Source organism: Pseudomonas sp. B329 (assembly GCF_023127835.1).
Taxonomy (GTDB): domain Bacteria; phylum Pseudomonadota; class Gammaproteobacteria; order Pseudomonadales; family Pseudomonadaceae; genus Aquipseudomonas; species Aquipseudomonas synxantha_A.
Genome location: NZ_SPKP01000019.1, coordinates 1 through 19,910 on the forward strand (window position 1 = coordinate 1; position 19,910 = coordinate 19,910).

A 19,910-nucleotide genomic window follows, 5' to 3' on the forward strand; every position below is an offset into this window, starting at 1 on the left:
GTAGTGTGGGGTTTCCCCATGTGAGAGTAGGTCATCGTCAAGATTAAATTCCGAAACCCCTGTTTGCTAACGCAAACAGGGGTTTTGTTTTGGGCGGTCGAAAAGCCGGCTGCCTCTGGGACTCTCGCTTAAATAACGTGCCGTTGGGGAAATCAATGCAAAGTGTTTCTGCATTTTTGGTATGGTGCAGCACATTTTCACAAGGACTGATCGTTACCCGCAGGAGGCGGCGTCGCTAATTTCCAACGAGATGCTGTAGAAATGCCTGAGCCGATACCTATCAAAGATCACGAAAAAGAAAACCGCCTGGTCAACAAGCGCTTGCTGGCCTGTGCACTGCTGGTGGTAGGCATCACCTGTGCCCTGGTGGGGCGTATGTATTTTCTGCAAGTGGTGCAGTACGACTACCACTCCACGATCTCGGAAAACAATCGGGTTCACGTACTGCCGATCACGCCAACTCGCGGCTTGATCTATGACCGTAATGGTGTAGTCCTGGCCGACAACCGTCCGAGTTACAACCTGACCATCACCCGTGAACGCACCACCGACCTTAAGGGTGAGCTGGACGCGCTCGTCAATCTGCTGCATCTGCCTGCCGAAGACCGAGCGATGTTCGATAAGGCGCTTAAGCAGGCTCGTCACCCGTTTGTTCCGGTCACGCTGTTCTATGAGTTGAACGAAGAACAGATCGCCGTTTTGGCCGTCAACGAGTTCCGTCTTCCAGGGGTAGACGTCGAGCCCCAATTCGTCCGCCACTACCCGCTGGGTGCGCACTTTGCCCACTCCATCGGCTACGTCGGCCGCATCAATGAGAAAGAATCCAAGGCCCTTGATTCCGTGGAGTACCGCGGTACCCAATCCATCGGTAAAACCGGGATCGAGCGTTTTTACGAGGCCGAGTTGCACGGCCATGTCGGTTATGAAGAGGTCGAGACCAACGCCCAGGGGCGCGTACTACGCGTGCTCAAGCACACCGATCCGATCCCTGGCAAAAACATCGTCCTGAGCCTCGACGTCAAGCTTCAGGAAGCCGCGGAAGAAGCCCTGGGCGACCGGCGTGGTTCGGTGGTGGCCCTGGATCCGCAAACCGGTGAAGTACTGGCCATGGTCAGCAAACCGAGTTTCGATCCGAACCTGTTCGTCACCGGCATCAGCTTCAAGGAATACGCCGCGCTGCACGATTCCATTGATCGGCCGCTGTTCAACCGCGTGCTACGTGGGCTCTATGCGCCGGGTTCAACCATTAAGCCGGAAGTGGCTATCGCGGGTCTCGACAGTGGCGTTGTCACCCCGCAAACCCGGGTGTTTGACCCTGGCTATTACCAGTTGCCGGACTTTGACCACAAATACCGCAATTGGAACCACAGTGGCGACGGTTGGGTAGACATGGACGCCGCCATCATGCGTTCCAACGACACTTACTTCTACGACCTGGCCCACAAGCTAGGCATCGATCGCCTGCACGACTACCTCGCCGAGTTCGGCCTTGGTCAGAAGGTGTCCCTGGACATGTTCGAAGAGTCCGCAGGTCTGATGCCCTCTCAGGCCTGGAAGCGTGCGACCCGTCGCCAGCCCTGGTTCCCAGGCGAAACCGTCATCCTTGGCATCGGCCAGGGCTATATGCAAGTGACACCGCTGCAACTGGCCCAAGCCACTGCATTGATCGCCAATAAAGGCATCTGGAACCGTCCGCACCTGGCCAAGACCATCAACGGCGTGCCTCCGGTGGATGAGAACCCGATGCCCAACGTGGTCTTAAAAGACCCGCGTGATTGGGAGCAGGTCAACCATGGTATGCAATTGGTGATGCACGACCCACGCGGTATCGCCCGGGCGGCAGCGCAAGGCGCCCAATACCGCATCGCCGGCAAGAGCGGCACTGCCCAGGTAGTGGCGATCAAGCAGGGTGAGCGCTACAACCGCAACAAGACGCTGGAGCGTCATCGCGATAACGCCTTGTTCGTCGGTTTTGCGCCGGCCGAACATCCGAAAATCGTGATTTCCGTCATGATTGAAAACGGCGAGGCCGGAGGCCGTGTGGCTGGGCCGGTTGTGCGGCAGATCATGGATGCCTGGTTGCTTGACCAGGAAGGTCATCTCAAGCCGCAGTATGCGACGCCAGCCAAAGCGCCAGGCGACCCACGCGTCTGACTCAGGCCCGCCACTCGTCCCAGCGCTCTAAGCCTTCATAGGCCAGCCATGGCACCTCATGGGCCATCCAGATATGCGAGGTGGGCCTGACGCCGGGATCATCGTCCAGCGTCGCCACCCGCACGATCACGTGGGGCTGATGCCCCCGTTCGGCAATCAGATGTGAGCCGCAGCGCGAGCAGAAGCGTCGGAGTTTCCCCGGCGAGGATTCAAAGGATGCCAAAAGCTCTTCACCGTGCGTCCAGCGAAAATGCTCGCGCATCACCCCGGCAGTGGCAACAAACGCAGCTGCGTGTGCCTTGCGACAGCTGTCGCAATGGCAGTGGCTGATGGGCATGTCCAGGCTGTCCACCTGATAGCGCACAGCTTTGCACAAGCAACTTCCATTCAATGGGTCAGTCATAACCTATGGCCAGGTCAAGGAGAGGGTCATCATCATCGCGCACAACGCAAGGTTGCGCATTGGTCGATGTCGCCTACTGTTCAAAGAAGGAGGTGACTCATGCACGTATTAGATCGAATCGAACGCAAAGTCCTGCTCAATGCATCGCGTAAACAAGTTTGGGAGGCTCTCACGGATGCCGAGCAATTTGGCAGCTGGTTCGGTATCGCGCTCAAGGGCAAAACCTTTGTAGCCGGGCAAACCATCGAAGCGCCAATTACTTACCCAGGCTACGAACATGTGGTCTGGAAGGCCAGGATCGAACGCGTCCTGCCGCAAACCCTGTTCTCTTTCTGGTGGCACCCCTTCGCGGTAGAGGAGGGCATCGACTACGACAACGAAACACCGACTCTGGTGGAGTTCACCATCGAGGATCACGCCCCCGGCATCCTGCTGCGGGTTGTCGAATCCGGTTTCGACCAGGTTCCCGAGGCACGGCGCCAGAAGGCGTTCAAGATGAACTCCCGTGGTTGGGATGAGCAGATGGGCAATATCGAAACCTATCTGAGCGAAACCCGACCAGTATGATGGTGGGCAAGGGGGCAGATCAGCCCCCCAACGTAATCACGTTCTAGAAATCAATCGACGCCGACAACTTCGCCACTCGCGGATCCCCCTGGCTCAGGAACCCGCCCTGGGCCGACTCCCAGTATTTCTCGTTGGCGACGTTCTCTACCGTGGCACCCAATGTCACCTCGCGCTTGTCCACGGCGAAGGTGTAGCGCGCACCCACGTCGAAGCGGTTCCAGGCCGGCAGGCTCAGGTTGTTGGCCGCGTCGGCGTACTGCCCGCCGGTGCGCAGCATACGCCCGCTGAGGCTTACGCCTTGCAGGCCGGGCACATCCCAATCCACCCCGGCGTTGAGCTGGAATGACGGTACGCCAATGGCACGGTTGCCGTCGTTGGCGCCGTTGAGGGTGCCCTTGAGTTCGGTTTTCATCAGGGTCACCCCGCCCAGCAAGCGCAGGCCGCTGACCGGTTCGCCGAATACGTTGAGCTCGACGCCCTTGTTGATCTGCTGACCTTCCCGCACGTAGCGGGCGGTGGTGGCGTCGATGGCCTCGGCATAACCCGCGCCGGGCTGCTCGATACGATATACACCCAGGGTCGCGCCATAGGTGCCCATGTCCACTTTGACACCCGCTTCGATCTGCTTGGACCGGGCAGGCGCATAAGCTTGCCCGCCACCGATGACCGTCAGGTTGCCTGATTTGAGCGGCGACGTCGGGCCCTGAGCCAGGCCTTCAATGCGGTTGGCATACAGAGATACGTGCTCCCACGGTTTGAACACGATGCCGTACACCGGCGTGGTGATCGATTCGTCATAGTTGGCGGTGCGGGTACCGCTCATGTAGTTGTAACTCTGCACCACCATCTGCTGGCGACGTGCACCAACGGTCACTAACAGGCGGTCATCGAAGAACCCCAAGGTGTCGGATACCGCGACGCTACGCACGAATGTCTTGTCGGTGATGGTCGGATCGCTGAAGTCGGTACCTGGGGTATTGCGTGGGCTGTTGAGGGCCGGCGGCGCGCCGGTCACGGGGTTGTAGATATTGGTCGGGGTTTTTGCGCTGGCGAATACATAGGCGTTGCGCGCCTCGGTCCAGATGCCTGCCAGGCCGAAGTTGAGCCGATGGCTCACCGGGCCGGTGTGGAACTTGCCATTGAGGCCACCCATGGCACTGGTATTGTTTTCTTCGTGGGCGATAGTCGAGCCGCTGGCGCTGGCATTGCCGAGATTATCGCTCAAGGTCACCGACGAGTAGCGCCCCATTTCACGGCTGTGCTTGGCACCGGTTGCCGCGTAGGCGGTCCAGTTTTCATTCAGGTCATATTCGGCGCGCAGCATCCCCAAGGTGTCTTCAAGGTTGGTACTGCTCCAGCTTGGCGCGTAGTTGGTGTCTGCCGACGGCGCATCCGGCACCTGGGTGATGGTGCCAAGGAACACCGAGTTACGCCCACCGTTGATACGCTGCTTCTGATACACAAAATCACCGGACAGCCGCAACGCATCGCCGCGGTAATCAAGGCCGACGGCAAACAGCTTCGAACGCTGGTTTTCATCATCAATCCCGGTATCGCCTTCGCGCTGGGACAGGTTGACCCGTGCGCCAAACCGGTTGTCTTCGCCGAAGCGCTGGCCAATATCCAAGTGTTCGCCAATCCGCCCATCACTGCTGATGTCGGTACTGAAACGACGCAGTGGCACATCATCGGCTCGCTTGGGTTGCAGGTTCACGCCGCCACCAATCCCCGAGCCGGTGGGGGTGACGCCGTTGATAAAGGCGTTAGGGCCCTTGAATACCTCCACGCGCTCCAAGGCGTCAGTGGAAATGATCTGGCGCGGCAGGACACCGTACAAACCGTTATAGGAAATGTCGTCACCATTCAACGGCAAGCCACGAATCATGAACGTCTGGGACTGGTTCGCATACCCTGAGGCCTGGCGCACAGAAGAGTCATTGAGCAACACGTCGCCGACGGTTTCCGCCTGCTGGTCGCGAATCAGCTTTTCGGTGTAGGAGGACATGCTGAAGGGCACATCCATGATGTCCTGGTTGCCCAGCACACCCAATTGGCCGCCGCGTGCAACCTGGCCACCTGCAAACTCAGGGGGCAGCGCTGTGGGCGCCAGGGCTTGGACATTGATGTTGGTGGCGCCCAGTTCCAATACGTTGTCTGAGGCCGCTGGGGTTGCCGCCTGTGCAGCAAGGCTCACGGAGCAACAAAGGGCGAGCAGGGTCGGGCGAAATGGCGCAGCGAAAAGATTGCAGAGGGGCATGGTCGATCCAGACGGCTAACTTATGAGGAAGGGGGCAGCGACGTTGCGCTTCCTCACTGCGCGGATACGACTCCGACGCAAATGATAGTGATTGTTATTAATGTCCTGCAACAAATTTATGCGATTGCGCTCTGCGTGCGCGTTAACCTGCCGCGTTTGTACAGATGCCGAGTAGAATCACGCCCTGAAAGCGATTCCTGAGGTGCGGTACGGTGGATTTACAGCAGGGTTTTGTCCTGACCCGGCATTGGCGCGATACCCCGTTAGGCACGGAGGTCAGTTTCTGGCTGGCCACCGACCACGGGCCTCGGTGTATTCGCCTACCCGTGCAAACCTCGGTGATGTTCATCCCCGAAGTCCATCGCAAGCCGCTCGATTGGCTGCTCAAGGGCGAGCGTGATCTGGAGTTGCGTGCGCTGCAACTGTGCGACTTCCACCATCGCCCGGTCCTGGGCCTCTATGCCCGCCAGCACCGCCAATTGATGGACATCGAAAAGCGCCTGCGCAGCGCCGGGGTCGATGTCTACGAAGGCGACGTGCGACCGCCCGAGCGTTACATGATGGAGCGTTTTATCACTGCCCCCGTATGGTTCGGCGGCACGCCCGACGCGAACGGCACCTTGCTCGACGCGCAGATGAAGCCCGCGCCCGACTACCGCCCGCGCTTGAAGTTGGTGTCCCTGGACATCGAAACCACCGCCCAGGGCGATCTGTATTCCATCGCGCTGGAAGGCTGCGGCGAGCGCCAGGTGTATATGCTCGGCCCGCCAAACAAAACCGATGCCGTGGACTTCAAGCTCGACTACTGCGACACCCGTGCGCAACTGCTCGAACGCCTCAACCAATGGCTGGCCACCTTTGATCCCGATGCGATCATCGGCTGGAATGTGGTGCAGTTCGACCTGCGCGTCCTGCATGAGCACGCCCAACGTCTGAACGTGCCGCTGTTGCTGGGGCGTGGCGGTGAAGCCATGACCTGGCGCGAGCACGGCAGCCGCAATCACTACTTCGCGGCAGCGGCGGGGCGCTTGATCATCGACGGGATCGAAGCGCTGCGCTCGGCGACCTGGAGCTTTGAATCCTTCAGCCTGGAAAACGTCGCACAAACCCTGCTCGGCGAAGGCAAGGACATTTCCACCCCGTACCAGCGCATGGACGAAATCAACCGCATGTTCGCCGAGGACAAGCCCGCCTTGGCGCGCTACAACCTCAAGGACTGTGAGCTGGTCACACGGATTTTTGAAAAGACCGAGTTACTCAAGTTCTTGCTGGAGCGCGCCAGCGTCACTGGCTTGCCGGCCGATCGTAACGGCGGTTCGGTCGCCGCCTTCACCCACTTGTACCTGCCGTTGATGCATCGCCAGGGTTTCGTCGCGCCGAACCTGGGCGACAAACCGCCCCAGGCCAGCCCTGGCGGGTTTGTCATGGACTCACGCCCGGGCCTCTACGAATCGGTGCTGGTGCTGGACTACAAAAGCCTTTACCCATCGATCATCCGCAGCTTCCTGATCGACCCGGTGGGCTTGATCGAAGGCCTCAAGCATCCCGACGACAGCGACTCGGTAGAAGGCTTTCGCGGTGCGCGCTTCTCCCGCACCCGGCATTGCCTGCCGTCCATCGTCACCCGGGTGTCCGAAGGCCGCGAAGAGGCCAAGCGCGAGCGCAATGCGCCGCTCTCCCAGGCACTGAAGATCATCATGAACGCCTTTTACGGTGTGCTCGGCTCCAGCGGCTGTCGGTTCTTCGACACTCGACTGGCATCCTCGATCACCCTGCGTGGGCACCAGATCATGCGCCAGACCCGCGAGCTGGTGGAGGCCCAGGGTTATGAAGTGATCTACGGCGACACCGACTCCACCTTCGTCTGGCTCGGCAGCGCCCATTCTCCGCAGGATGCCAATCGCATCGGCCTGGCGCTGGTGCAGCACGTCAATGATTGGTGGCGCGCCCACCTGAGCACCGAGTACGGCCTGCAAAGTGCTTTGGAGCTGCAATACGAAACCCACTTCAGCCGCTTCCTGATGCCGACCATCCGTGGCGCGGAGGAGGGCAGCAAGAAGCGCTACGCCGGTTTGGTGGTGCGCGACGATGGCAGCGAAGAGATGGTCTACAAAGGCCTGGAAACCGTGCGCAGCGATTGGTCGCCTCTGGCCCGGCAATTTCAGCAGGAACTCTACCGGCGCATCTTCCATCGCCAGCCCCATCAGGACTACATACGCGACTACGTGCGCCGTACCCTGAGCGGCGAGTTCGACGAGTTGCTGATCTACCGCAAGCGCCTGCGCCGGCCCTTGCACGACTACGAACGCAATGTCCCGCCCCATGTGCGCGCGGCACGTTTGGCCGACGAGTACAACGACCGCCTGGGGCGCCCGCGCCAGTACCAGCGCGGTGGCTGGATCAGCTACGTGATCAGCGTCAACGGCCCCGAACCCTTGGAAGTGCGGCAAGCGCCCGTCGACTACGACCACTATGTGACCCGGCAATTGCAGCCCGTTGCCGACGCGATCCTGCCGTTTGTGAATGATGACTTCGGTACCCTGGTGGGCGGGCAGATGGGGCTATTCTAGGCAATGGACCACACTGTCCCTATCGCCCATCGCTCAGGAGGCAACGCCCATGTACACACTTTATGGCACCGACGAATCCGGTTCCTGCATGATCGAAATCGCCCTGCAGCGCTGCGCCGTGCCGTGGCATCGCGTGGACGCCAGCTCCTGGCAGGACGGCGAGGGCAGTGACGCTCTTGCACGTATCAATCCACTCAAGCAGATCCCCACCCTGGTCACCCCCAATGGCCAAGTGTTGACCGAAAGCGCCGCTATCCTGATCCACCTGGGCCTGGAGTACCCCAAGGCCGAGTTGCTGGCCGGCGATCGTGCGCAGATCCTGCGCGGCTTGCTGTACATCGCCGCCAATTGCTATTCGGCGATCGGCATCATCGACTACCCGCAACGCTGGTTGGGTAATGCCGATGAGGCGCAGCAAGCGCAACTGGTCAGCGGCACACGGCGCTACCTGCACCAGGCCTGGATCGTGTTTGCCGATCAGTTTGCCGACCAGCTGTTTACCCCGGGCAACGTGCCAAATGCACTGGGCATCATGGCGGCGGCGGTGTCGCGTTGGGATGACGCGCGCGAGGTGCTCGGCAACCTGGCGCCGGGCTTTGCACAGAGCCTGGAGCGGGTAGACGCCGACCCTGTCGTGGCCCCGGTTTTTGCCCGGCATTGGCCGCAGTGGAAGGTCTCGTAACCGGAAGAAACAATGACCTGGCCACTCTCCAAGCCCTTGCGTAGCGGGTGTCCTGACCTACTCTTCTCAAAGTGATGTAGGAATCATCCTTGAATTTGACTGTCGCAGACATGAAACTCAAGAACCCTGCATGGAATTCAAAGGAGGTGCGCATGCTCATCCGGTCGCTGACCCTGGCTACCTTGATGGCTTTTACGGGGCCGTTGTTGGCCGCTGATGATAATCCGCTCAAGCAGGAGTTGGGCAAGACGCGCCCGCTGGTGGTCGTGGAGCTTGATGCTGGAAACCCGACACTGGCAACGCTGAAGAAACAACTGGAAGAGGCTGCCACCAAGCAGTCCTTCGAAGAGCGCAGCATGGTGTTCTACACCGTCAAGTTCGGTAGCATTGGCGCCGAAGGGGAGAAGTTCGCCAAGGACCCAAAGGACAGCAAAAAGCTCACGCCGCCTGAAACCAACGCGCTGATCCGTGCCCTCAAGCTCGGCGTCGGCAGCGGCACCAAGGTGATCCTGATCGGCAAGGATGGCGAGAAGAAACTGGAGAAGACCGTACCGCCGGATACCCTCGACCTGAAGGAATTTTTCAGCGCCATCGACCAGATGCCGATGGCCGAGAAAGAAGCGGCTGCTCCGGTTGTGCCAGAACCGGCGCCTGCGCCTGGCAAGAACGCTACCAAAGCGGGTAAGGCAACCAAGCCGGCTGCGCCTCAACAGCTGGATGACTGAGTCCGTGCAGGAGCTGGCTTGCCAGCTCCTGCGCAGGCCATTGCGGTGGTGGCTCCAGTTCACTGTTTCCACGGCTTGAACCACCCAGCCAACCCTCCCAATACCAGGGCCGCCGTCACGGTACTCAAGCCCAGTTGCCACCCATCATTGTGCAGCGGGTGCAATATCACGGCTGCAAAACCCAGTAAAACCGCACTCAGCCCCCATTGCAGCGGCCAGCCCAGTTGCCCAAGCAATTGCTGGCGCTGCATCAGCAGCAGATTGGTGACGATAACCCCGCCCAACGCCGCCAGGGCGATACCCGGCAAACCCAGAAAGTACGGCAGCAGCACCAACAGCAAAGCGTTGACCCCGCTGCCCAGCAATTCGCAGCGCAAGGGCAGGCGCGTGTCGCCGCTGGCATAGGCGTAGCGGGCGAGCATAGCGTTCCAGGCGCCGAACACCAATGGCGTCGCGAACCAGGCCAGCAGGGCGGGCAGTGGGCTGTCGGCGCTTTGGGCGGGCATCAGCAGATGAATCAGCACCGGGCTGGCGCCGATCAGGCCGAGGGCGGCCGGCAGGCTGAGCAGGGTCGCAGCATCCAGGCCTCGGCGCAGCAGGGCCAGGCGCTGCTGGCCTTGTTCGCCGCTCATCATGCCCAGCAGTACCTGGTTGAGGCTCATCAGGGCGATCAAGGGCAGATTGATCAGTTTGCGTGCAAGGTTGACCCACGTGACGGCACCTTCCCCCAGGTAACTGGCGATCAAGCGTTCGAGCAGCGCCAAACCCTGGCTGGCGACATTGCTGGCCAACAATGGCCCGATGCGCCCCAACAGTTCGCGGCCCGCCAGCTTGTCGCCAGTGACTTGCCACGGCCGCCAGCCGAAAGACCAGACCGGCGCCAGCAGTGGCAGGCACATCAATACACTGCCGGCAAAAAAGCTCATGGCCAGTTCGCCGCTGTCGCTTGCGCTGCCACGGATAAACAGGTACAGCACCGGCGGCAGGTTGAACAGCAAAGAGCCCAGCCCCGGCAGCACAAAACGCTGGCGTGCCTGCAAGGGAATACTGAACAACCCATGCATCACCAGGCCCGGCGCACAGGCCGCCAGCCAGCGCAAGTTAGCGGCGGCTTCGGCATGGGCTGCGGCGTCCAGGCCGGGGCCGATCAGGCGCACCCACAGCGGCGCGCCCAGCGCCAATACGGCAAACAGGGCCAGGCCTACTCCCAGCAGGCGTGGAGAAAGGCTGGCCAGCCAGGCTTGCTGGCGTTGTGGGTCGCGTTGTTGATAGAGGGGCAGGGCAGCCGCCGCAAGCAAGCCGGCGGCCAGGGTCATGCGCAACGCTTCGGGCAAAAACACCGCCACCAGAAACCCGTCGCTGCGGCTGCCCGCGCCCCAGGCCGCCACCAGCAGCCATTCGCGGGCAAAACCGGCGACCAGCCCGGCGAGGGTCGCGACGGTCAGCCAGAGCGTGCTGCCGAACATCAGTGGAACAGGGTGAACAGGCCTTTGCCACCCACCTTGTAGTTCAGATCATGGCAACGTTCGCCCATGATTTTGGCCCCGGAACCGCCAATGATTTTGTAGGGGGCCACAGCCTTGGCCACCACGGTATTGGCGCTGATCACCGAACCATGACCCAGGTGCGTGCCGTAGCCGATCAACGCCCGGCTGCCGATCCACACATAGTCGTCGATGTAGATCGGCCCGGAAATCGACCAGAACTCCGGTGCCTGCAAATCATGACTGCCGGCGATGATCAGCACGTGGGAGGCAATCGCCACGTGGTTGCCGATCACCAGCCCGGCGCGGGCGTCTACCTGGCAATGCCAACCGATCACCGTATCGTCACCGACTCTCAAGTTGTGGATGCCCAACACTTCGGTGTTACGCCACAAGCTTGTGCCCTTGCCGATCTTCGCGCCGCCCAGGCGCAGCCAGGCAATGCGCACATGGTGGCTGGGGATCTTGTTGATCAAAATGTTGTAGGCCATGTCCCAGGCGTTGCGCCAGCGATCCTTGATCGTTGCCCAGTTTTTGCCATAGCGCGGCAACAGCTTGCCCGGCAGGTCCTGCTTCATACGGCGGAACAAAAGGCGGGCCACCGGGTGCTCAAGGGCGGGTTCCAGGTCGATGGAGTTTATCCAGAAGCGCTTGTTGTCGCCTTCGCCCTCTTCAAACACCACGTCGTTGGCCAGGCACCAGTCCAGCGCCTCTTCCAGGTCCGGCAGGCTCACGCCCAGTTCAGCGGCCAGTGTGGGGAGGCGATCGCGCAAATCGGTGGAGTGAATCATCCGGTGTTTCATGGTTGGTTATCCTTTGGCGCAATAGCAGCAACAGGGGCGGTAATGGAGGGGCGCAGACGCACCTGTTGCAGGCTCATGCCCATCAACAGCCAGAACAGCGCGATCAGTACAAAGGTGAAGCTGAAATAGTGGTCGAAAATCCCCGTCAACAGCGCTGCCATCACGCCGCAGATACACCCCAGCCACAGGGCGTTGTCGGCGGTGACCTTGCGCACCTGGCCCAGGGGCCGCACTTCACGCCACCACAACACCGTGACGGTGATAAACAACAGCATCCCCGGAATGCCGACCTTGTAGATGAAGTTCAGCCACAGGTTGGAGATGCCCAACAGGTTGGTTCCGGGTACGGGTGGGTCGATCTTGAAGCCGATCCCCAGGGGGTATGTCGACATGGCCTCGGGGAATCTTGCGTACTCGTCGAAGCGGATTTCGGTACTGGCATTGGTGGACGAGAAGATAGTCAGCAAGCGCTCCTGCAACGGCGGGTAGAACATCACCAGCGCAACCCCAAACGCCACGCCGATACCGATGATGCGCCCGCTGTTGGGTACGCGCTTATAGGTCAGCCAGATCAGCACCAGCGCCAGGGCCACGATGGCGCCACGGGAAATACTCAGCAGCAGGCCGGCGCAACCCAGCACCGCCACCGCCAGGCCCAGCGCCCGGCGCCAGCCGCTGCGGGTCCAGCCGTAGAACAGCGCCAGGGGGATAAACAGCACCAGCACGCCACCCGTCAGGTTTGGGTGCACCCAGGGCGAGGCCATGCGCGTGTAGTTGGCGGAAAAAATATCCTTCACCGCTTCCGGGTGGGCGTACTTGAGGTCGGTAAGCACCTCGATCATCGACATGGCGTTGCGCGTTTTCAAAAACATGAAAATCGACAGCAACAGCATCGCCAGGTTGCCCAGCAGCAGGGCGACCACCACCTTGTCGCGGTCGGCGTCGGTGCGCAGCAGCAACGGCACGATAAACAGCAACGACAGGTTCATCAGCCAGCGTACCCAGTTCACCGGTCCGTTGCCTTCGGCATGGATGATGACCATGCCCCAGATAAACGGAATAGTGCTGAACAGCATCAGCCACATCAGCGCGCGCTCGGTCGGACGCCACAGGATCAAGCCGCGGGTCTTGCCGATAAACGATTGCCAGAACACCCCGACCCAGGTCAGCCCCAACACGGCTTCGCTGATGGTGGTGCGGATCCCCAGTTCCAACGTGGTGTAGGGAATGCTGGTGGCCAACACCGCGAAAATCAGCAAGCCCCACAGGGGAAAGCGGATCAGGGTCAAGGCCACACCCGCGCCGGCCACGACCAGCAAGGCCTTGATCGGCGACAGGGCCAACAGCAAAATGCCGAAGACCAGGCCCAGGAGCAGACTGATGAGTTTTCCTGGCAGCATTAGCGGTCCAATTCCTTGAGCAAAGTATCCAGGCGCGAGCGATAGGCCGGTTCGGCAAATTGCCGGGCCCAGGCGCGCTGCGTTTCGGCGTCTGCCTTGTCGCCCGCGGTTGCCAGTTGCTGCATGACGTTCTGCAATTGCCTGGCATCGTGTGGGTCGAAGCGCGGGGCGCCGGGCGGCGCGACTTCATCCAGGGCGGAACCGCGTGCCACCGCCACCGGCGTGCCGACACTCAAGGCTTCCACCACCGGCAGGCCAAAGCCTTCGGCATAAGACGGCTGCCATAGGCAGTCGGTATGACGGTAGAGGGCTTGCAGTTGGCCGTCGGATAAACCGCTGCACCAATGCAGGCCCGGCAGTTCGCCAAGGGCGGACGGTACATCGCTGGCATGGCCCACCAGCACCAGGTCCGGCACCTCAGGGTTCGCCGCACGGCAGGCCTGCCATTGGCGCAGGAAAAATGCCATGTTCTTGCGCGGCTCCCGCGTGCCCACCACCAGCCAGTAACGCGCCGGCAGGTTGTCTGGCAGCGGTTCTGGCGCTGCATTCAATTCGGGCACCAGGTTGCTCAACACCCGGAACTTGGCCCGGGCCCAGGGGAATACGCGGGCGGCTTCGTTGCAGGAAAACTGCGAAGGGCACCACACCCGGTCAGCCTGCCACACCGACCAGGCAATCGAGGCGCCGTCGATCAAGCGATAGGCCAGGGCCTTGAGCCTGGAGCGATGGAAGTTACGCTGAGTCAGCTGAAACAGGTCATGCAGCACCAGGATATAACGGGTGCCGGCGGGTTTGCGGCACAGCGGCAAGCCCATATTGGCCGTGGCGATGTGCAGGTCGATCTGTTGCTCGTGCAAGGCTCTGGGCAAAAATTTGCGCTCGAACCGCAAGCGTACCTGCGGCCGTTGCAGGCCATCCAGCGGGCTGGCCCACGGTGGGCAAATGGCGTTCTGGCGTTGCGGGTGGTCCAGGGGCGCCTCAGTGAACAGCACCACCTCGGTGTTGCCCCGTGCGCGCAGGGCATCTTCCAGCGCCAGGACCTGGCGGGCGATGCCCGACGAGGGCGCAACCGTAGCGGGGCGATAGTCCAGGGCTACGCGCATGGCTGAGACTCCTTAGAGGCGATCAAGGTGCGGTAGATGTGCTCCAGTTCGTCACCGGCCACCGCCCAGTCGTGGTAATGCCGCGCATAATCGCGTGCCGCATCGGCCAGTTGCCGGGCCAGCAGCGGCTGATCCAGCAAACGCACGATGGCATCGGCCAGGGCCTCGGCGCTTTCGCCCGCGAGGTAATGCGCCTGGGATTGCACCGCCAAACCGGAAACACCCTGGGCCGTGCTGACCAGCGGCAAGCCGGCGGCCATTGCCTCCAACACCTTGAGCTTGGAGCCGCCGCCATGGCGCAACGCGGCGACAAAACCGGCGCAGCGCCGTTGCAGGGCGCACAGATCAGGAACAAACCCCAGCCACTCGACACGTTCATCCGGCCAACGGTCGCGCCAGTGTTCGGGCAAGCCGTAACCGGCCACTGCCAGGCGCGCGTTCGGACACTGCAGCCAGACCCGGGGGAATATCTCCTCAAGCAACCACTGCACAGCGTCCAGGTTCGGTGCGTATTCGTAATTGCCGACAAACAACAAACGCTGGCTCTGCGCATCGGCACTGACCTGGGCGAAGGCACGGCTGTCGACGCCATTGACTACCACGCTTACCGGCGTTGCAGTCAACGGCCGCATGGCCTGGGCGTCTGCGTCGGTCACCGCGATCACATGGGCGGCGGCATCGAACGCCTTGCGCTCCCATTGCCGGCAGCGCCATTGGTCGTACTGCACGAACGGCGCAGCCCACTTGGGGAAACGGTCATAAGTGGCGCCACCCAGGCTTGACTCCAGGTTGTGCTCGGTCAGCACAAACTCGCGCTGGCGCTGCTGCAAGGTGCGCAGAAACGGTTGCAGGCTGTAGCTGTGTTCCACTTGAATCACGTCCCAGCGCTCGTTCAACAGTTGCGCAAATTGGGCTTGCAACGGTGCCGACAGGCCATTGACCGTGGTCAACAGCGGCCACGGTGCGAATACGCCCGCGAGCAGGGTCATCGGGTGTTTCAGCGGCCGGCGCGGCACCACGATCAGGCGTTCGAGCAACGGTTCAAGGGCTGCGTGCACCGCGTCATCGGCCGGTGTCTTCGATTGCGCCAGCAGCGTGATGCGATGCCCGCGCTCACTCAAGGTGCGCAGCAAATGATACTGCCGGGTCTTGCCGCCGCTGGTGGTCGGCCACGGCAGATAGGGCACAATCCATAGGATTCTCATGTACAGCTCTCCATGCCCGGGGCTACCACACCAGTATCTGCAAACTCGGCTTCACCGCTGGGCGAATACCGTTGTCGTCGTTCAGGGGCTGCCGGGCTCCGGTCAGCGGGTCCAGCAGTTCTGCGTGTTTGATGTCCGGCAGGCTGATGCTGCTGCCTTTGGCACTCCAGTACATCAACAAGTGTTTTCCGTCAGGCCGAGTCCAGGCCACGCTGTAGAAACTGTCCGGCACATCCTCAAGCTTGGGCGTGGTGCCGGGTTTAAGGGAGGGGCCGGTGATCTCGAGGAAGCGGGCGAGGGCGGTGTAGACCGGCTTGGGTTCGCCGTCCAGGTTCAGCAGGCCGTAATGCTGGTCGCGTGGCGAGGCGCGTTGGTCGAGGTCGGACAGCGCGAACAGGAAAATCTTCTGATAGTCCTGGGACGCCATCAACGCCAGGCGGCGCAAGGTGTAGTCGGCCTGCCCGTCGATACCGATCAGGTCCTGCATCTCCTTGGGGCCGGCATAGCTGGACCAGCCCCACTCGGTAGCCCATACGTTCTTGATCCCGGCGCCGTGCAGCATGGTATTGAGTTGATCGCCGCGCAGCAGCACTTCGTTCTTGCCCGGTTCATCGGTTTCCGGGGTCATCGAATAAGGGTGATAGGCCGCGACCATGCCCAGGTTTTGCACGCCCAGCGCGCCGAGCGCTTCGAACATCAGGGTTTTGCCACGCGGCGGCATCTGGCTGTAGTACGCCATGCCGCCCATGACCTGCAGTTTGCCGGGCGCAGCAATATTCAACGCCTGGTGACTGGCCAATAACAATTGCCCGTACTCCTTGGCGTTGACTTTGGGGCGCCAGTTGTTCGGCAGGTTCTGCTCGTTCCACACCTGCCAGGCATCAATATTGGGGTAGCGCTTGGCCAGGAGTGCCAGGCGCAGCGCGTAGATTTCGGGGTCCCGCGGGCGATACTGGTCCTGGAACTGCGCGCCCTTGGGGGCGGTGGTGATAAAGGGCGCCGAGCCCACCAGGTAAAACACCGAGCGGATTTTTTCAGCGCTCAGGGTGCGGTCCAGTTCATCGAAGGTGCTGAGTTGATAACCGTCTTCTGTGGGCTCCAGGCGATCCCAGTGCAGGTCGACCCGCACCCATTGCAACCCGAGTTTCTTGTATTGCTTGATCTGCTGGCGGTACTGCTCGGGCGTGAACCACAGAAAGTGCGCGTTCACGCCAAGGAAGTCCTTCCATACCACAGTGCGCTCCGGGGCCAGATTCACCGGCTGCGCATCGACTTTTTCACTCGACAGCAGGGCGCCACCCACGGCGATTGCCAGCACCAGCGGCAGATAGCGCCACATCGGGCGAACAGATGAAATATTCATCGCAACGGCTCCTCACAAGCATCCCGAAATAATTCGGCAAAACGTTGGGCCGTGGTGGCCCACTGGCGTTGGTGGCCGATTTCCGCTGCCCGGGCAGCCCATTGCCGGGCCTGTTGCGGGTCGAGGATCAAGCGGCTCAAGGCGTTGCTCAAGGAATCGATATCGCCCTGCTGATAGGTGATGCCATTGCCGCCGGCCACCTCTTCAGCAAAGGCACGCGCATTGGAGGTGATTACCCCGCGCCCGCAGGCATTGGCCCACGACAGTGCGCCACTGGTGCCACGCATCTGCCCCAGGAAGCCGAGTTTTTTCGATTCGCGGTAGGGCAGCACCATCACATGGTGCGCCTGGATCGTAGAGGCGATCTGCGCCGATGGCAGGTCCAACTGCCAGTCCACCACGTCCTCCAGGTGCAGCGCGCTGATCTGTTGGCGCAGGCCGTCGAGGTAGTTGCCGGCCGGGTCAAAGGTCATTTCCGGAGCAGTGCCGCCGGCCAGAGTCAGGCGCACCTGGCCTCGGCATTGCGGGTGGGCGGAAAGTGACTGGGCCAGGGCCTGGAGCAGATCTTCAATGCCCTTGCCGCGATAGATAAAGCCGAAATACAACAGACGCAGCGGCGCAAGCGGCGGCAAGTCCTGGGGCGCGATGGGCAGGTTGCCGTGAGCAATCACCGCCACTTGCTGCGGGCGCAGGCCCATGCGTTGGCGCAGGCAGTCGCCTCCCAGGCGGGTGAGGGTGATCAGCCGGCGCATACCTTTGGCCAGGCGTCGTTCTTCGTGCAAGGTCAGCGGGTCGGCCAGCAGCGCCGCCGCCTGGGGCAGCGGGTGGGGCAGGCGTTCGAGCAGGGTCAAGGGGAAAAACAGCTTGGCCCGGCGCCAGATCAAGCGCTCCGGATCATGCACCGTAGCGGTCAACGGCAGTTGTGGATGTGCCCGACGCAGGTAGTCAAGCGCCTGGAACTCACCGAAGCGCCCACCTCCCAATTCGGCATGGACCAGGTCCACACCGTGCCAGTCAAAGGCTTGCAAGCGCCGCAACTGTTCAGCCAGGTCCTGGCAACCCGCGAGGGGGGTCACCACTTCAAGGCCCAGTTCGATCAACGCGTTGCGCAAATGCGCGGCGTAATCGGCGATTCCGGTCTGCTCCGGTGGCAGAGGGGCCAGCAATGCAATACGCATCAGGCCGCACCGCGCCAGCTGTTGATCCGCGCCAGGACCTTGGCCGGTACTTCGAAGCGGCGGCGGTTGAGGATCATGCCGTCGACTTTGCCGAACGCGGTGGTCAGCAGCGACACCGCGTTTTCGATGGTCGGTACGGTACTGGTGCGGGCTTCGATTACCAGCACGATCTGGTCGGCACGGCGTAGCGTCAGGAAGGCCTGCGGGTTGGACGACAAGGCCGAGGCGTCCAGCAACAGCACTTCACCCGGCGTGGGCGCGTTCGCCCCGTCGACCGAGACGCGGTGGCCACGTTCTTCCAGCAGGCGCTTGAGCTGCTCGATGATAAACGTCACGCCCTCGCCATGCCGCGCCGAGGTCAGGCCCAGGGCAAAGCCTTCACTGGCGATGCGCTCCAGGGGCAGCAGGCTGTACAGGCGATAGAGGCTGGCGGTGACGGCGGCCGGCGTGGCGTCTTGCACGTCGGGGATGCTGCTCCACAGCGGCACCTGGAACATCTCCTGCAAGCGGGTGCCATCGTGGATGCGTTGGTCCAGCAGGTACAGCACATAAATGGTCAAAAAGCCCACGGCTACGCCGGCGGGAATGGCGAACAACAGAATCAGCAGGCTCTTGGGAAACACACGTGACGGGTTCAGGGTGGCGTGTTCGATCAGCGCGATGTTGCTGATCTGACTGTTGTCCAGTTCGTGATCGATACGCGCCTGTTCAAGATTGTCCGAGTACAAGGCGTAGCTTTTTTCGGCGGCGCGCAGTTGTTGGCTCAGCTTGTTGAGTTCCGGCTCATCGGTCATCGCCTTGTCACGCTGGTCACGCAGTTCGGCGAGGGTCTTGTCGTAGTTCTCGATCTCCCCGGCCAGTTTGCGCTCTTGCAATTGGGCGTCGATCACTTGCTGCTTGACGTTGATCACCAAGCTGTTGGGCGCAGTGTTTTGCGAGCGTTCCAGGCGCGTAGCCTCCTGAGCGCTGAGGGCTTCAATGTCGCGGATGTTCTGCTCGATCTGATTGACCTGCGGCGTGCCCGGCAGGTAGGTGCGCAACAGGCGTGCGCGTTCCACTTGCAGCGCATTGAGCTGGCGCTTGAGGTCCAGTTGGGTGGGATTGAGGCTGGTTTCGCGCATCGTCACCACGTCTGCCGGCTGGCTCTTGATCTGCTGGCTGGCGTTGGCCAGGAGGCTGCGAATGCCCGAGATCTGGTTTTGTGCGCTGACCTTGGCGTCGGTGACACGGTCGATCTGACTGGTGAGGTTCTTCAGGCGCGCATCGACACTGATCGAATCGATCTGCTTCAAACGGCCTTGCAGTTGGTCCTTCAGGCTTTGGATATTTTCCGCCACCTTGGCGCGTTCGGTTTCGTAGAAGGTATGCAGGCTCTTGCGCCCGAGAATCCGCGCACGTTCCTCAAGGTAGGCGTTGACCCATTCCTCGACGATTTTTTGCGCCACAGCCGGGTCGTCCCAGGTGAAGGAAATCTCGATCACTGAAGAACCCGGCTCGTGACCGGCTTTGAAGTTCTTCTCCAGCGAGGTCGCCAGGCGCTCCAGCGGGCTTTGCTTCTCGGCAAGGCCTACGAACTGCAGCACGCTGCGCACGCCGTTGATGACTTCGCCAAGGCCCTTCTTGATGTAGAACTTGGTGACCTTCCAGAAGCCCTGCGGCGGCTCGGAGGTCATCGCCATATAGCGCTCGGCAACGATATGCACGATGGGCCGGCCCGTGAGCATTTTTTCTTCGTCGACAATCGGGTCGTGCTGGGTGCTCGGGGCAATCAGCGTCTGGCGGTTGGCGGCTTCGATCGGCAAGGTGGTGTTGTCCCGCCCCGGCTTGACCAACAAGCGCGCGTCGGATTCGTAGCGAGCCGGCAACAGGAAGGCACCCAGCACCGCGACGACGATCGTGGTGATCACTGCCAGTTTGAATTCGCGGCGGTAGATGAAAAACAGCCGCAGCAGGTCGCGAAGAGAGCGGATTTCGATCACAGGATCACTCCATTGGATAGATGTTGTTCGTCGAATG

Annotated in this window: 15 protein-coding genes; 5 read left to right on the top strand and 10 right to left on the bottom strand. The window is 61.4% G+C overall.

Annotation, left to right across the window (positions count from 1 at the left end; genetic code table 11):
- Window positions 1-261 precede the first annotated feature (261 nt).
- Window positions 262-2,154: a penicillin-binding protein 2 gene (gene mrdA / locus E4P00_RS11785; protein WP_248131539.1), complete on the top strand. Its 1,893-nt coding sequence runs from the start codon at window positions 262-264 to the stop codon at window positions 2,152-2,154.
- A gap of 1 nt (window position 2,155) precedes the next feature.
- Here the strand turns inward: mrdA and E4P00_RS11790 are convergent, their stop codons facing one another.
- Window positions 2,156-2,557, bottom strand: coding sequence for a GFA family protein (locus E4P00_RS11790; protein ID WP_248131541.1), 402 nt, complete (start codon window positions 2,555-2,557; stop codon window positions 2,156-2,158).
- 99 nt (window positions 2,558-2,656) lie between these two features.
- On the opposite strand from E4P00_RS11790, the gene E4P00_RS11795 reads away from it, so the two are divergent.
- A complete protein-coding gene (locus tag E4P00_RS11795; RefSeq protein ID WP_032876921.1) occupies window positions 2,657-3,124 on the top strand; it encodes an SRPBCC family protein in 468 nt (155 codons plus the stop codon).
- A gap of 43 nt (window positions 3,125-3,167) precedes the next feature.
- Here E4P00_RS11795 and E4P00_RS11800 read toward each other — a convergent pair whose 3' ends face one another.
- Window positions 3,168-5,381, bottom strand: a complete 2,214-nt coding sequence (locus tag E4P00_RS11800; protein WP_248131543.1) for a TonB-dependent siderophore receptor — start codon at window positions 5,379-5,381, stop codon at window positions 3,168-3,170.
- Between the two features lie 212 nt (window positions 5,382-5,593).
- Between E4P00_RS11800 and E4P00_RS11805 the strand changes: the two genes are divergently transcribed.
- The 3 genes from E4P00_RS11805 (at window position 5,594) to E4P00_RS11815 (ending at window position 9,358) form a co-directional block, all read left to right on the top strand.
- On the top strand, window positions 5,594-7,951 hold the full coding sequence (locus E4P00_RS11805) for a DNA polymerase II (protein ID WP_248131545.1): 2,358 nt from the start codon (window positions 5,594-5,596) through the stop codon (window positions 7,949-7,951).
- A 49-nt stretch (window positions 7,952-8,000) separates the two neighbouring features.
- Window positions 8,001-8,633, top strand: coding sequence for a glutathione S-transferase (locus tag E4P00_RS11810; protein WP_078820816.1), 633 nt, complete (start codon window positions 8,001-8,003; stop codon window positions 8,631-8,633).
- Window positions 8,634-8,785: 152 nt separating this feature from the next.
- A complete protein-coding gene (locus tag E4P00_RS11815) occupies window positions 8,786-9,358 on the top strand; it encodes a DUF4174 domain-containing protein (protein ID WP_032876911.1) in 573 nt (190 codons plus the stop codon).
- 59 nt (window positions 9,359-9,417) lie between these two features.
- Here the strand turns inward: E4P00_RS11815 and E4P00_RS11820 are convergent, their stop codons facing one another.
- From E4P00_RS11820 to E4P00_RS11855, 8 genes are read right to left on the bottom strand one after another with little or no spacing between them, the layout of a single operon-like run.
- The gene (locus E4P00_RS11820) at window positions 9,418-10,824 is read right to left on the bottom strand and encodes a lipid II flippase MurJ (protein ID WP_078820817.1); all 1,407 of its coding nucleotides are present in this window, start codon (window positions 10,822-10,824) and stop codon (window positions 9,418-9,420) included.
- Complete coding sequence (locus E4P00_RS11825) at window positions 10,824-11,645, bottom strand: acyltransferase (RefSeq protein ID WP_005786788.1); 822 nt, start codon at window positions 11,643-11,645, stop codon at window positions 10,824-10,826. Before E4P00_RS11825 ends, E4P00_RS11820 begins: the two co-directional genes overlap by 1 nt.
- Entirely contained in the window at window positions 11,642-13,045 is a 1,404-nt protein-coding gene (locus E4P00_RS11830; protein ID WP_005786790.1) for an O-antigen ligase family protein, read from the bottom strand. The genes E4P00_RS11825 and E4P00_RS11830 overlap by 4 nt, the downstream gene beginning before the upstream one ends.
- Window positions 13,045-14,148, bottom strand: coding sequence for a glycosyltransferase family 1 protein (locus tag E4P00_RS11835; RefSeq protein WP_078820818.1), 1,104 nt, complete (start codon window positions 14,146-14,148; stop codon window positions 13,045-13,047). The genes E4P00_RS11830 and E4P00_RS11835 overlap by 1 nt, the downstream gene beginning before the upstream one ends.
- The gene (locus E4P00_RS11840) at window positions 14,139-15,353 is read right to left on the bottom strand and encodes a glycosyltransferase family 4 protein (RefSeq protein WP_032876904.1); all 1,215 of its coding nucleotides are present in this window, start codon (window positions 15,351-15,353) and stop codon (window positions 14,139-14,141) included. The genes E4P00_RS11835 and E4P00_RS11840 overlap by 10 nt, the downstream gene beginning before the upstream one ends.
- Window positions 15,354-15,375: 22 nt before the next feature.
- A complete protein-coding gene (locus E4P00_RS11845) occupies window positions 15,376-16,716 on the bottom strand; it encodes a beta-xylosidase (protein ID WP_103735419.1) in 1,341 nt (446 codons plus the stop codon).
- A complete protein-coding gene (locus tag E4P00_RS11850; protein WP_248131548.1) occupies window positions 16,713-17,894 on the bottom strand; it encodes a glycosyltransferase in 1,182 nt (393 codons plus the stop codon). The genes E4P00_RS11845 and E4P00_RS11850 overlap by 4 nt, the downstream gene beginning before the upstream one ends.
- Entirely contained in the window at window positions 17,894-19,873 is a 1,980-nt protein-coding gene (locus E4P00_RS11855; protein ID WP_248131550.1) for an exopolysaccharide transport family protein, read from the bottom strand. The genes E4P00_RS11850 and E4P00_RS11855 overlap by 1 nt, the downstream gene beginning before the upstream one ends.
- Window positions 19,874-19,910 lie beyond the last annotated feature (37 nt).